At 60.8% G+C, this 13,947-nt stretch carries 13 protein-coding genes; 10 read left to right on the forward strand and 3 right to left on the reverse strand.

Annotated elements, in window-relative coordinates; translation table 11 throughout:
• Positions 1-5: 5 nt before the first annotated feature.
• From Q8X51_RS07170 to Q8X51_RS07190, 5 genes are all read left to right on the forward strand, one after another.
• Positions 6-1,601, forward strand: a complete 1,596-nt coding sequence (locus Q8X51_RS07170) for an ABC transporter substrate-binding protein (protein WP_027604857.1) — start codon at positions 6-8, stop codon at positions 1,599-1,601.
• Positions 1,602-1,677: 76 nt separating this feature from the next.
• Positions 1,678-2,688 (forward strand): ABC transporter permease subunit, encoded by a 1,011-nt coding sequence (locus tag Q8X51_RS07175; RefSeq protein ID WP_003215992.1) that lies wholly within the window; start codon positions 1,678-1,680, stop codon positions 2,686-2,688.
• Between the two features lie 10 nt (positions 2,689-2,698).
• Positions 2,699-3,610, forward strand: a complete 912-nt coding sequence (locus tag Q8X51_RS07180; protein WP_027604858.1) for an ABC transporter permease subunit — start codon at positions 2,699-2,701, stop codon at positions 3,608-3,610.
• A gap of 10 nt (positions 3,611-3,620) precedes the next feature.
• Positions 3,621-4,589, forward strand: coding sequence for an ABC transporter ATP-binding protein (locus Q8X51_RS07185; protein ID WP_065938502.1), 969 nt, complete (start codon positions 3,621-3,623; stop codon positions 4,587-4,589).
• Complete coding sequence (locus tag Q8X51_RS07190) at positions 4,589-5,560, forward strand: peptide ABC transporter ATP-binding protein (RefSeq protein ID WP_017138288.1); 972 nt, start codon at positions 4,589-4,591, stop codon at positions 5,558-5,560. The genes Q8X51_RS07185 and Q8X51_RS07190 overlap by 1 nt, the downstream gene beginning before the upstream one ends.
• Positions 5,561-5,768: 208 nt before the next feature.
• Here Q8X51_RS07190 and Q8X51_RS07195 read toward each other — a convergent pair whose 3' ends face one another.
• Both Q8X51_RS07195 and Q8X51_RS07200 read right to left on the reverse strand, forming a co-directional pair.
• Positions 5,769-6,014 carry a hypothetical protein gene (locus tag Q8X51_RS07195; RefSeq protein ID WP_065924323.1) on the reverse strand — a complete coding sequence of 82 codons (246 nt, stop codon included), beginning with the start codon at positions 6,012-6,014 and terminating at the stop codon, positions 5,769-5,771.
• Positions 6,015-6,146: 132 nt separating this feature from the next.
• Positions 6,147-7,730 (reverse strand): peptide chain release factor 3, encoded by a 1,584-nt coding sequence (locus tag Q8X51_RS07200; protein ID WP_137212595.1) that lies wholly within the window; start codon positions 7,728-7,730, stop codon positions 6,147-6,149.
• Between the two features lie 295 nt (positions 7,731-8,025).
• Here Q8X51_RS07200 and Q8X51_RS07205 point away from each other — a divergent pair, with 295 nt between their 5' ends.
• The 5 genes from Q8X51_RS07205 to Q8X51_RS07225 all read left to right on the forward strand — a co-directional run bounded on the left by Q8X51_RS07205 (position 8,026) and on the right by Q8X51_RS07225 (position 13,148).
• Positions 8,026-8,778, forward strand: coding sequence for an ABC transporter permease (locus tag Q8X51_RS07205; RefSeq protein ID WP_244653856.1), 753 nt, complete (start codon positions 8,026-8,028; stop codon positions 8,776-8,778).
• 20 nt (positions 8,779-8,798) lie between these two features.
• Entirely contained in the window at positions 8,799-9,692 is an 894-nt protein-coding gene (locus tag Q8X51_RS07210) for a glycine betaine ABC transporter substrate-binding protein (RefSeq protein WP_074843879.1), read from the forward strand.
• 12 nt (positions 9,693-9,704) lie between these two features.
• On the forward strand, positions 9,705-10,358 hold the full coding sequence (locus Q8X51_RS07215) for an ABC transporter permease (RefSeq protein ID WP_027604864.1): 654 nt from the start codon (positions 9,705-9,707) through the stop codon (positions 10,356-10,358).
• A complete protein-coding gene (locus Q8X51_RS07220; RefSeq protein WP_053131666.1) occupies positions 10,355-11,512 on the forward strand; it encodes an osmoprotectant ABC transporter ATP-binding protein OsmV in 1,158 nt (385 codons plus the stop codon). The genes Q8X51_RS07215 and Q8X51_RS07220 overlap by 4 nt, the downstream gene beginning before the upstream one ends.
• Positions 11,513-11,984: 472 nt before the next feature.
• Entirely contained in the window at positions 11,985-13,148 is a 1,164-nt protein-coding gene (locus Q8X51_RS07225; protein WP_014716890.1) for a type III PLP-dependent enzyme, read from the forward strand.
• 49 nt (positions 13,149-13,197) lie between these two features.
• On the opposite strand, the gene Q8X51_RS07230 is transcribed toward Q8X51_RS07225, so the two are convergent.
• Positions 13,198-13,947 carry a tetratricopeptide repeat protein gene (locus tag Q8X51_RS07230; protein ID WP_074843877.1) on the reverse strand — a complete coding sequence of 250 codons (750 nt, stop codon included), beginning with the start codon at positions 13,945-13,947 and terminating at the stop codon, positions 13,198-13,200.

Here is a 13,947-nt window from a genome sequence, read left to right on the forward strand (position 1 = left end):
TCTGAATGAAAATGCTCCCGCTACAAGCTGCCGTTGCCGCTGCGCTGTTAAGCGTGGCTATCGGCGTATCGGCCAAACCCCTGGTGGTCTGCACCGAAGCCAGCCCGGAGGGTTTTGACCCGGTCCTGTACACCACCGCCGTCACCGCCGACGCCGCCGCGGAAACCATGTTCAACCGCCTGGTGGACTTCAAGCCCGGCACCACCGAGATCGTGCCAGCGCTCGCCACTTCCTGGGAAATCAGTGACGACGGCCTGACCTATACCTTTCATCTGCGCGACGACGTCAAGTTCCACACCACCGACTACTTCAAACCCACGCGCAACATGAATGCCGACGACGTGCTCTGGAGCTTCCAGCGCCAACTGGACCCGAAACACCCGTGGCACAACAAATCCAGCGTGGGCTACCCGTACTTTGAAAGCATGGGCTTCAAGGAACTGCTCAAGAGCGTGGAAAAGACCGATGACCATACCGTGGTCTTCACTCTGACCCGCCCTGAGGCACCGTTCCTGGCCGATGTCGCGATGCCGTTCACCGCCATCCACTCCGCCGAGTACGCCGACAAGCTACTCGCCGCCGGCAAGACCGAAGAGCTCAACAGCAAGCCGATCGGCACCGGCCCGTTCATTTTCACACGCTACCAGAAGGACGCTCAGGTGCGCTTCAAGGCCAACCCGGAGTACTTCCGTGGCAAGCCTCCGGCCGATCCGTTGATCCTGGCCATTGCGGTCGACAACAACGTGCGCCTGCAGAAGCTCAAGGCCAACGAATGCCAGATCGCGCTGTATCCCAAGCCCGACGACCTTCCCAGCATCAAGAAAGACCCAAACCTGAAGGTCGCCGAACTGGCGGCGATGACCACCGCATACACCGCCCTGAACACCACCCACAAGTACATGAGCGACGCGCGGGTGCGTCACGCGATCAACATCGCGTTCGACAAGAAAGGCTACAACGAATCCCTGTATGGCAAAGGCAACGCCGTGGACGCCACCGGCCCGTATCCGCCGACCCTGCTGGGCTTCAACGATAAGCTGAAAAACCCTGAACGCGACCTGGACAAGGCCCGCGCCCTGCTCAAGGAAGCCGGTGTACCGGAAGGCACCGAGTTCACCCTGTTTACCCGTAACGGCGGTGGCCCGACCAACCCCAACCCGATGCTCGGCGCCCAGCGCATGCAGGCGGATCTGGCGCAGATCGGCCTGAAAGTGAACATCAAGGTCATGGAATGGGGCGAGATGCTCAAGCGCGCCAAAGCCGGCGAGCACGACATGGTTTCCGCCGGTTGGGCCGGTGACAACGGCGATCCGGATAACTTCCTTACGCCGAACCTGAGTTGCGATGCAGCGAAAAACGGCGAAAACTACGCCCGCTGGTGTAACAAAGAGTTTCAGGACTTGATCGATAAGGCCCGCGCCGACGCTGAACCCCAGCAGCGGGCCGCACTCTATCAACAAGCCCTGGAGGTTTTCGACAAGGACCAACCGTGGATTCCCATGGCGTACCCGAAAATGTTCACCGCCATGCGCAAGAACGTCGAGGGTTATACCCAAAGCCCTCTGACGAACAATAACTTCGCCACCACCCAGGTGAAGTAAATAAGAGAAACGCTCGGCACCGCCCACCAGGACGGTGCCGAACCTGCCTAACCGGCTGATTGAGGTACACCACAAGATGTTTAGTTTTATTGCCCGCCGACTGGGGTTATTGATCCCCACGTTTTTCGGCATCACGTTGCTCACGTTTGCGTTGATACGCATGATCCCTGGCGACCCTGTCGAAGTCATGATGGGCGAGCGGCGCGTCGACCCCGAGATGCACGCACAGGCAATGGAACGCCTTGGCCTTAACAAGCCGCTGTACGCGCAATACCTGGACTACGTCGGCAAGCTCGCCCACGGCGACCTTGGCGAATCCCTGCGTACCCGCACCAGCGTGTGGACCGAGTTCACCGCCCTCTTCCCGGCGACCCTGGAACTGTCCATGGCCGCCCTGTTGTTCGCCGGCATCCTGGGCCTGTTGGCCGGGGTGATCGCGGCACTCAAGCGAGGATCCCTGTTCGACCATGGGGTGATGGGCATCTCCCTGGCGGGCTATTCGATGCCGATCTTCTGGTGGGGCCTGATCCTGATCATGTTCTTCTCGGTGAGCCTGGGCTGGACCCCGGTTTCCGGGCGAATAGACCTGCTCTACGACATCGAGCCGCGCACCGGCTTCATGCTGATCGACACCCTGCTGGCTGACGAGCCGGACGCGTTCTGGGATGCGCTGCACCACCTGATCCTGCCGGCCATCGTGCTCGGCACCATCCCGTTGGCAGTGATCGCGCGGATGACCCGTTCATCCATGCTCGAGGTGCTGCGCGAAGACTACATCCGTACCGCCAAGGCCAAAGGCCTGTCGCCAGCGCGCGTGGTGTTCGTGCACGGCCTGCGTAACGCGTTGATCCCGGTACTCACCGTGGTCGGCCTGCAAGTCGGCACCCTGCTGGCCGGTGCGGTCCTGACCGAAACCATCTTCTCGTGGCCCGGCATCGGCAAATGGCTGATCGAAGCTATTGGCGCGCGGGACTACCCGGTGGTGCAAAACGGCATCCTGCTGATCGCCTGTCTGGTGATCCTGGTGAATTTCGTGGTGGACATCCTCTACGGCTTCGCCAACCCACGCATCCGTCACCAGCGCTGAGATCATGACCATGACCACACCTACTCAAGTGTCAGCAGTCGATCAAAGCCTGCTGTACCCGTCGCCGTACAAAGAATTCTGGCAAGCCTTTTCCAAGAACAAGGGCGCGGTTGCCGGCCTGCTGTTCATGTTGCTGATCGTGTTCTGCGCGATCTTCGCCCCCTGGGTAGCGCCGCATAACCCGAGCGAGCAATACCGCGATTTCCTGCTGACCCCACCGTCGTGGCTGGAAGGCGGGCAGATCCAGTTCCTGCTCGGCACCGACGAACTGGGCCGCGACCTGCTCTCGCGTCTGATCCAGGGCTCGCGCCTCTCGTTGCTGATCGGCTTGTCGTCGGTAGTGATGTCGCTGATCCCGGGCATCCTGCTGGGTCTGTTCGCCGGTTTCTTCCCGCGCCTGCTTGGGCCGACCATCATGCGCCTGATGGACATCATGCTGGCCCTGCCCTCGCTGCTGCTGGCTGTCGCCATTGTCGCGATCCTCGGCCCTGGCCTGATCAACACCGTGATCGCCATCGCCATCGTGTCGCTGCCTTCCTACGTACGTCTGACCCGCGCTGCGGTGATGGGCGAGCTGAACCGTGACTACGTGACTGCCGCCCGCCTCGCCGGTGCCGGCCTGCCCCGCCTGATGTTCATCACCGTGCTGCCTAACTGCATGGCACCGCTGATCGTGCAGGCGACCCTGAGTTTCTCTTCGGCGATCCTCGATGCCGCGGCCCTGGGCTTCCTTGGCCTTGGCGTACAACCGCCAACCCCCGAGTGGGGCACCATGCTGGCTTCGGCCCGTGACTACATCGAACGCGCCTGGTGGGTGGTGAGCCTGCCTGGCCTGACCATTTTGCTCAGCGTGCTGGCAATCAACTTGATGGGTGACGGCCTGCGCGACGCGCTGGACCCGAAACTCAAGAACGCCGCCTGAGGAGATTCCCATGTCACTGTTAGAAATCAAGAATCTCAACGTCCGCTTCGGCGACAAGACCGCCGTGCCGGTGGTCGATGGCCTCGATATTGCCGTCGACAAGGGCGAAGTCCTGGCCATCGTTGGCGAGTCGGGCTCGGGTAAATCCGTGACCATGATGGCGCTGATGGGGCTGATCGAGCACCCTGGCATCGTAACCGCCGACGCCCTGAACTTCGACGGCAAGGACATGCTCAAGCTGAGCAACCGCCAGCGCCGCCAGATCGTCGGCAAAGACCTGGCGATGGTGTTCCAGGACCCGATGACCGCGCTGAACCCTAGCTACACCGTGGGTTTCCAGATCGAAGAAGTGCTGCGCCTGCACCTGAAAATGTCCGGCAAGCAAGCCCGCAAGCGCGCCATCGAGCTGTTGGAAAAAGTCGAGATCCCAGGCGCCGCCAGCCGTATGGACGCCTACCCGCACCAGTTGTCCGGCGGTATGAGCCAGCGTGTGGCAATCGCCATGGCGATTGCCGGCGAGCCGAAGTTGCTGATCGCCGACGAACCGACCACGGCATTGGACGTCACCATTCAAGCGCAGATCATGGACCTGCTCCTGGCCCTGCAAAAAGAGCAGAACATGGGCCTGGTACTGATCACCCACGACCTGGCAGTGGTGGCTGAAACCGCCCAGCGCGTGTGCGTGATGTACGCCGGACAAGCCGTGGAAGTCGGCCAGGTGCCGCAGTTGTTCGATATCCCGGCGCACCCGTACAGCGAAGCGCTGCTCAAGGCGATCCCCGAGCACAGCCTCGGCGCCACGCGCCTGGCCACGCTGCCGGGTATCGTGCCCGGCCGCTATGACCGCCCGCAGGGTTGCCTGCTGTCGCCACGCTGCCCGTATGTGCAGGAAAGCTGCCGTGCCCAGCGGCCCGGCCTTGATCCGAAAAGCAACAGCCTTGCGCGCTGCTTCTACCCCTTGAACCAGGAGGTGGCGTAATGGCCGTCGTTCTTACTGCCCGCGACCTGACCCGGCATTACGAAGTATCCCGTGGCCTGTTCAAGGGCCATGCGCTGGTACGCGCGCTTAATGGTGTGTCGTTTGAACTGGAAGCCGGCAAGACCCTCGCGGTTGTAGGCGAGTCAGGTTGCGGCAAATCCACCCTGGCCCGTGCGCTGACGCTGATTGAAGAGCCATCCTCGGGCTCGTTGAAAATCGCCGGCCAGGAAGTCGCCGGTGCCGACAAGGCCCAGCGCAAGCAATTGCGCAAAGACGTGCAGATGGTGTTCCAGAGCCCGTATGCCTCGTTGAACCCACGCCAGAAGGTTGGTGATCAACTGGGCGAGCCGCTGCTGATCAACACCAACCTGTCCGCCGCCGAACGCCGCGAGAAAGTGCAGGCGATGATGAAGCAAGTGGGCCTGCGCCCTGAGCATTACCAGCGCTACCCGCACATGTTCTCCGGTGGCCAGCGTCAGCGCATTGCCCTGGCGCGCGCAATGATGCTGCAACCGAAAGTGCTGGTGGCGGATGAACCCACTTCGGCGCTGGACGTGTCGATCCAGGCCCAGGTGCTCAACCTGTTCATGGACCTGCAGCAGGAATTCAACACCGCCTACGTGTTCATCTCCCACAACCTGGCGGTGGTGCAGCACGTCGCCGACGATGTGATGGTGATGTACCTCGGTCGCCCGGTGGAAGTGGGCCCCAAGGAAGACATCTACGCCCGCCCCCTGCATCCGTACACCCAGGCGCTCCTCTCGGCCACCCCGACCATTCATCCGGATCCGAACAAACCGAAGATCAAAATCGTTGGCGAGTTGCCCAACCCACTGAACCCGCCGCCTGGCTGCGCGTTCCACAAGCGTTGCCCGTATGCGACGGCACGTTGCAGCAGCGAGGAACCGCAGTTGCGCGCGCTGGATAACCGTCAGGTGGCTTGCCACTACGCGGAGCAGTTCGTTGCTTGAGTAAAACATCTGCCACGTAGCAGCTGCCGAGCCTTGGCGAGGCTGCGTCAGCGGTATGTCAGACACACCGCGAACGCAGCCTCGCCAAGGCTCGGCAGCTGCTACGGAACATCAGATTAAAAATGTGTAAGCAGTGATACAGCGTTCTACAGCCCTTCCCGTCAGGTTGCGCATCAGCTTGGTGGGAGGGGCTTTCTTTTGGCCACGGTTAACTGTCGCCGTCGTCATAGGTTTCGCTGTCTTCCCCTTCGTTATAGGGGTTTTCTGCATCTTCCTTGGGCGCAGGCTGGGCCTGGGGTTGCCAACTGCCGGAGTTGACCTCGTTCTGCTTTTTCTTGGTGACCGGGCCGGTGTCTTTCCACTGCGGCGCTCCTGCGCCCGCCAGTGCCGGAAGGGACGTCAGCCCCAGGACGGCCAGCAACACCAGGGGAATGACGCGTTGAGCATTTCGCACGGTGATCTCCTTTGCAGTCGGTAGATAAACGCTAGACCCGATGCCGGGTTCTCGCCAATCTAACGCCTTGTGGAGAAAAAATGTGGGGAGGGGGCAAGCCCCCTACCACATTTTGTTTTCGGCGCTCAGACCTTAGTGGTGCTCGCGGGTCGCGCGGAATTTCACATCCGGCCAGCGCTCTTCCATCAGCGCCAGGTTGACCCGGGTCGGGGCCAGGTAGGTCAGGTGACCACCGCCGTCGACTGCAAGGTTTTCCACAGCCTTGTTGGAGAACTCTTCCAACTTCTTCTTATCGCTGCAATCGATCCAGCGCGCGGAGTACACGGTGATCGGCTCGTAGGAGCATTCGACCTTGTATTCCTCTTTCAAGCGGCTGGCGACCACATCGAACTGCAGCACACCCACGGCGCCGAGGATGATGTCGTTGCTGCGCTCGGGGAAGAACACCTGGGTGGCGCCCTCTTCCGCCAGTTGCTGCAGGCCTTGGCGCAATTGCTTGGATTTCAGCGGGTCACGCAGGCGCACGCGGCGGAACAGTTCCGGGGCGAAGTGCGGGATACCGGTGAAGCCCAGCGCTTCGCCTTCGGTGAAGGTGTCGCCGATCTGGATGGTGCCGTGGTTGTGCAGGCCGATGATGTCGCCGGCGTAGGCTTCTTCGAGCTGTTCACGCTCGGAGGAGAAGAACGTCAGGGCGTCGCCGATGCGCACGTCCTTGCCGGTGCGCACGTGGCGCATCTTCATGCCTTTTTCGTAGCGGCCCGAGCAGATGCGCATGAAAGCAATACGGTCGCGGTGCTTGGGGTCCATGTTCGCCTGGATCTTGAACACGAAGCCGGTGAATTTTTCTTCCACCGGTTCCACGGTGCGCTCGTTGGCGACACGGGCAAGGGGCTTTGGCGCCCAGTTCACGACAGCGTCGAGCACATGGTCGACACCGAAGTTGCCCAGGGCGGTCCCGAAGAACACCGGGGTCAGCTGGCCGTCGAGGAATTCCTGCTGGTTGAACTCGTGACAGGCGCCCTGCACCAGTTCCAGTTGGTCGACAAAGCGGTCGTACTCGTCACCCAGGTGGGCGCGGGCTTCGTCGGAGTCGAGCTTCTCGATGATTTTCACATCGGTACGTTCGTGACCATGGCCGGCGGTGTAGACAATGATGTAGTCATCGGCCAGGTGGTACACGCCCTTGAAGTCGCGATAGCAACCGATCGGCCAGGTGATCGGCGCAGCCTTGATCTTCAGGACGGCTTCGATTTCATCCAGCAATTCGATCGGGTCGCGGATATCACGGTCGAGTTTGTTGATGAAGCTGACAATCGGCGTATCACGCAGCCGGCATACGTCCATCAGCGCAATGGTACGTGGCTCGACGCCTTTACCGCCGTCGAGGACCATCAGTGCCGAGTCCACCGCAGTCAGGGTGCGGTAGGTGTCTTCGGAGAAGTCTTCGTGGCCCGGAGTGTCGAGCAGGTTGACCATGTGGTCGCGATACGGGAACTGCATGACCGACGTGGTAATGGAAATACCCCGTTGTTTTTCCATTTCCATCCAGTCGGAGGTGGCATGGCGGTCGGATTTGCGCGATTTCACCGTGCCGGCCACTGCGATCGCCTTGCCCATCAGCAGGAGCTTCTCGGTGATGGTGGTTTTACCGGCATCGGGGTGGGAAATAATGGCGAAAGTGCGGCGTTTCGCGACTTCGGCGGCCTGGTGGGTCATGGGAAATCGCCTGGCAGGTGAGTCAAAAAAGGGCGGCGAGTATAGCGCAAACCGCAGGTGCCGGACCACCGTTCACCCCATTGGGGGTGGCTAAATGCTGCCAAGTATGGAACCTTTTAAAAGGTAGAGACGTCCACTCCCCTGCTACCGCACTCGTAACAGGGGCTGATAAATCAGCAAGTTAGCCTGACGAGGCTGCGCTCATGGCTCGATTTGATACCGCGTTGCCGGTATTGGCGAGCTGCTTTTCGCGACCACATTTGCCGACAGCCAGGAACGGCACTGCCGCTCGGAAATGTGTTCGCCGACAAAAGAAAAAAGGAGTCCGCCTGTGGCTATTCGCTATGGCAAAGGGCTGATAGGAGGAGTGGTTGTCGTCGCTCTCCTGGCCCTGCTGGTCCACTGGATCGGCATCAACACGATCGAACTGTACCGCGACGATTTGTTGTTTTACCTGCAAGCTCATTTGATCCTGGTTCTAGTCTCCATGCTGGCCGCCCTCGTCGTGGGCATCCCCGCCGGTATCCTGCTTAGCCGACCAAACATGGTCGGGCGCGCAGAACGCTTCATGCAGATCTTCAACATCGGCAACACCGTCCCGCCCCTGGCCGTACTGGCCATCGCCCTCGGCGTCCTCGGCATCGGCAGTGGCCCGGCCATCTTCGCGCTGTTCCTCGCCTCCTTGTTGCCCATCGTGCGCAACACCTACGAAGGCCTCAAAAACGTTCAAGGCTCGCTGAAAGAAGCCGCCACCGGCATCGGCATGACCCCGCGCCAGGTGCTGTTTCGCGTCGAATTGCCCAACGCCGTGCCGATCATCATCGGCGGTGTGCGCGTGGCCCTGGCGATCAACGTGGGTACCGCGCCGCTGGCGTTCCTGATTGGTGCCAACAGCCTGGGCAGCCTGATTTTCCCCGGCATCGCCCTGAACAATCAGCCGCAATTGCTGCTGGGTGCCGCATGCACCGCGTTGCTGGCGTTGCTGCTCGACGGCCTGGTGACCATGGCCAGCCGCCTCTGGCTGGAACGCGGGTTGCGTCCGTCTTAAGGCTTGGCAAAGGAATACACATGAAAAAAATCACCTTGATACTGAGCTGCGTCCTGCTGTTTGCAGGTTTTGCGCAAGCTGCCGAAAAACCCGTGATCCGCATTGGCGCGCGGGTGTTCACCGAACAGACCCTGCTGGCCGAAATCACCTCCCAGTACCTGCGCACCAAGGGCTATGACACCCGGGTGACCGGCGGCCTGGGCAGCAACCTGGCGCGCAGTGCCCAGGAAAGCGGGCAACTGGACCTGATCTGGGAATACACCGGCGTGTCGCTCGTGGCCTACAACCATGTCGATGAGAAGCTCGACAGCGAACAGTCCTACGCCCGAGTGAAAGAACTCGACGCGAAAAAAGGCCTGGTCTGGCTGTCGCCGTCGCGCTTCAGTAACACCTACGCCCTGGCACTGCCGGAGAAAGTCGCTGAAGAACATCCCGAGATCAACAGCATCAGCGACCTCACCAAGGCCATGGCGGCAGATACCAAGGAACACCGCCTGGTGGCCCTGGACACCGAGTTCGCCAACCGCTCCGACGGCCTGGCCGGCATGGTCAAGCTGTACGACATGAACCTCACGCGCAAAAACACCCGGCAGATGGACGCCGGTCTGGTCTACACCGCCCTGCGTAATGGCCAGGTGTTTGCGGGCCTGGTCTACACCACTGACGGTCGTCTGAACGCCTTCAAGCTCAAGCTGCTGGCGGATGACATGCACTACTTCCCGGACTACACCGCCGCGCCGGTGGTACGTCAGGAATACCTCGACAAGCACCCGCAATTGGCTGCTGAGCTCAAGCCGCTGGCCAATCTGTTCGACGACGAAACCATGCGTCAGCTGAACGCGCGGGTCGACGTCGACCATGAAAGCCCCTCCGCTGTTGCCGCCGATTTCCTGCGCCAACATCCGATCAACTAAGAAGGAGAAGACATGGAATTCCTGAACGCCTTTTCCCATCTTGATTGGGCCCAGGTCCTGCACCTGACCTGGCAGCACATCACCCTAGTCGGTATCGCGGTCATCCTGGCGATTGTCGTCGGCGTGCCCCTCGGCGTGCTGATGACCCGCTTCCCGACCCTCGCCGGCCCCCTGCAAGCCAGCGCCACGGTGCTGCTGACCGTACCGTCCATCGCCCTGTTCGGCCTGCTGCTGCCGTTCTACTCAAAATTCGGCCAGGGCCTGGGGCCGATGCCGGCGATCACCGCCGTGTTCCTCTACTCCCTGCTGCCGATCATGCGTAACACCTACCTGGCCCTCACCGGCGTTGAACCGGGTATTCGCGAAGCCGCCAAAGGCATCGGCATGACCTTCGGCCAGCGCCTGCGCATGGTCGAGTTGCCCATCGCCGTGCCGGTGATCCTCGCCGGTGTGCGTACCGCCGTGGTGATGAACATCGGCGTTATGACCATCGCCGCCACCATCGGTGCCGGTGGCCTGGGTGTACTTATTCTGGCTTCCATCAGCCGCAGCGACATGTCGATGCTGATCGTTGGCGCCGTGCTGGTCAGTCTCCTGGCCATCTTCGCCGACCTGCTTCTGCAATGGCTGCAACGCTCGCTGACTCCAAAAGGACTGCTCAAATGATCGAACTTCAAAACCTGACCAAGACTTTTCAAAGCAACGGCAAAACTGTTTCGGCCGTGAACGACGTAAGCCTGACCGTCAACGAAGGCGAGATTTGCGTATTCCTCGGCCCTTCGGGCTGCGGCAAGAGCACCACGCTGAAAATGATCAACCGCCTGATCAAGCCGACCTCGGGCAAGATCCTGATCAACGGCGAAGACACCACCGACCTCGATGAAGTGACCTTGCGTCGCAACATCGGCTACGTGATCCAGCAGATCGGCCTGTTCCCGAACATGACCATCGAGGAAAATATCGTGGTCGTTCCCAAGCTGCTGGGCTGGGACAAGCAGAAATGCCACGACCGCGCCCGCGAGTTGATGAGCATGATCAAGCTGGAACCCAAGCAGTATCTGCACCGCTACCCGCGTGAATTGTCCGGCGGCCAGCAGCAGCGTATCGGTGTGATCCGCGCACTGGCGGCCGACGCCCCGCTGCTGCTGATGGATGAGCCGTTCGGCGCGGTCGACCCGATCAACCGCGAGATGATCCAGAACGAGTTCTTCGAGATGCAACGTGCGCTGAACAAGACCGTGATCATGGTCAGCCACGACATCGACGAAGCCATCAAGCTGGGTGACAAGATCGCCATCTTCCGCGCTGGCAAGCTGCTGCAGATCGACCACCCGGACACCCTGCTGGCCCATCCGGCCGACGAGTTCGTCAGCAACTTCGTGGGCCAGGACAGCACCCTCAAGCGCCTGTTGCTGGTGAAGGCTGAAGATGCGGCGGACAACGCCCCATCGGTGAGCCCAGAGACTCCGGTGGCCGAGGCCCTGGAGCTGATGGACGAAACCGACCGCCGTTATGTGGTCGTCACCTGTGCCGAGAACAAAGCGCTGGGCTATGTACGACGTCGCGACCTGCACCGTCAGACCGGCACTTGCGGCCAGTACCTGCGCGAGTTCAACGCCACGGCGGCGTATGACGAGCATTTGCGCATCCTGTTGTCGCGCATGTACGAGTTCAACCGCTCGTGGTTGCCGGTGATGGATGCGGAACGGGTGTTCCTGGGTGAAGTGACCCAGGAGTCGATTGCCGAGTACCTGAGTTCCGGTAAGTCCCGTGGAGGCAAGACCAGCATCGTGTCGCCTGCCGAGACCGCACTGGCCTGACACAACGCGGTAAAAAATGTGGGAGGGGGCTTGCTCCCGATAGCGGTAGATCAGTGACAGATGAAGTGACTGACACACCGCCATCGGGAGCAAGCCCCCTCCCACATTTCCCCTTCGGTGAGTCAGGGAAATCGCCTCGATTACCACTCAGAGGGGAACATCAATCCGTCACACCTGTCGGTTACATAAGTAGCTGCACGCCATCGCGCGACGAACGCGTGCAAAAACGCGACATTTTTAGTTGATCTATGGCCCCTCACGTCCTAAAGTTCGCGCCGAACGTCCATGCTGGAAACGATCCATCCGGCTCAAGTACTGACGACGAGACAGCAAGGCCAAGGGAAGCGACTATTCCCATGGCCTTTTTGCTTTCGGCGACATGCCTTGGGAAGTAGGCGAACCAAAGTGGGGATACGGAGGACGTTCATTTGCACCCATTGATCAATTTAGTTTGCCCTTAGGAGTTCCCAGCATGTCGATCAACGTCGAAGATTATTTCGCGCGCGCCACTTTTGACAAAATGAAGGCGTTCGCCGACAAACAGGAAACCCCGTTCGTGGTGATCGACACCGCGATGATCAGCCAGGCCTACGATGACCTGCGCGCCGGTTTCGAATTCGCCAAGGTGTATTACGCGGTCAAGGCCAACCCGGCCGTCGAGATCATCGACCTGTTGAAAGACAAAGGCTCGAGCTTCGATATCGCCTCGATCTACGAGCTGGACAAGGTCATGGACCGCGGCGTCAGCGCCGACCGTATCAGCTACGGCAACACCATCAAGAAATCCAAGGACATCCGCTACTTCTACGAGAAGGGCGTGCGCCTGTTCTCCACCGACTCCGAAGCCGACCTGCGCAATATCGCCAAGGCCGCGCCGGGGTCGAAAGTGTATGTACGTATCCTCACCGAAGGCTCGACCACGGCTGACTGGCCTCTGTCGCGCAAATTCGGCTGCCAGACCGACATGGCCATGGACCTGCTGATCCTCGCTCGTGACCTCGGCCTGGTGCCCTACGGCATTTCGTTCCACGTTGGCTCGCAGCAACGCGACATCAGCGTGTGGGACGCGGCAATCGCCAAGGTCAAGGTGATCTTCGAGCGCCTGAAGGAAGAAGACGGCATCCACCTCAAGCTGATCAACATGGGCGGCGGCTTCCCGGCCAACTACATCACCCGCACCAACAGCCTGGAAACCTACGCCGAAGAAATCATCCGCTTCCTCAAGGAAGACTTCGGCGATGACCTGCCGGAAATCATCCTCGAGCCAGGCCGTTCGCTGATCGCCAACGCCGGCATCCTGGTCAGTGAAGTGGTATTGGTTGCACGTAAATCCCGTACCGCCGTCGAGCGTTGGGTGTACACGGATGTGGGCAAGTTCTCCGGCCTGATCGAAACCATGGACGAAGCCATCAAGTTCCCGATCTGGACCGAGAAGAAAGGCGAGATGGAAGAAGTGGTCATCGCCGGCCCGACCTGCGACAGCGCCGACATCATGTACGAAAACTACAAGTACGGCCTGCCGCTGAACCTGGCGATCGGTGATCGCTTGTACTGGCTGTCGACCGGTGCCTATACCACCAGCTACAGCGCGGTTGAGTTCAATGGCTTTCCGCCGTTGAAGTCGTTCTACGTGTAAGACGGCCGCACACAAGAAGCCCATGACATGTCATGGGTTTTTTTATGCCTCAGGCAAGGCTCGCGGCCCGTTGGCGGAAGGCCTCGGCCAGCGCTCGAACCCGCGGATCACTCGCCGCCGCCAAGGCCTTGTGGGCTGTTCGCAGGAACTTGAGATTTCCGCCCGCCAGCGCCTTGCGCAACCACTCCAGCGCCGCCTCGACCTGGCCCCTGTCGGCCAACACCGCCGCGTAACTGAACTGCCCGCGAAAATCCCCGGCCTCGGCTGAGCGTCGATACCACTCCACAGCCGCCTCCAGGTCCCTCGGGCAAACCTGAGCGTCTTCCAGGTAGCGCCCCAGCAGGTTCATCGACTTGGCATGCCCCTGTTCTGCGGCTTGCCGATACAGGGCCAGCGCGTGCTGCGGGTTCTCGGCAACACCCCGGCCCGTCGCCAGCAGATTGGCATAGTTGTACTGGCCCCAATCCAATCCCGCGTCTGCCGCCAAACGATATTCCCGCGCAGCCGCCGCTTCGTCGATGGCACACCCCCAGCCATGCTCAAGGCAACGCCCGGCCATATTGCGCGCCATTAAATGCCCGCCCCGCGCCGCAATCTGGAACCACCGCAGCGCCAGCGCTTCGTCGCGCGCAATACCGCGGCCTTCCAGCAGGATTTGCCCGAGCAAGGCCTGGGCATCCACCACGCCCTCCTTGGCCGCGATCAGAATCGCCTGGGCCGCGCGCACCGGCGAGTCGTCGAGCATGCCCTGCAATTGCTCAACGTTGAGCACTTCTTCGCGGCGCAATAAAAAGCCCAT

Source organism: Pseudomonas sp. Yb2C2 (genome assembly GCF_052112325.1).
Lineage (GTDB): Bacteria > Pseudomonadota > Gammaproteobacteria > Pseudomonadales > Pseudomonadaceae > Aquipseudomonas > Aquipseudomonas marginalis.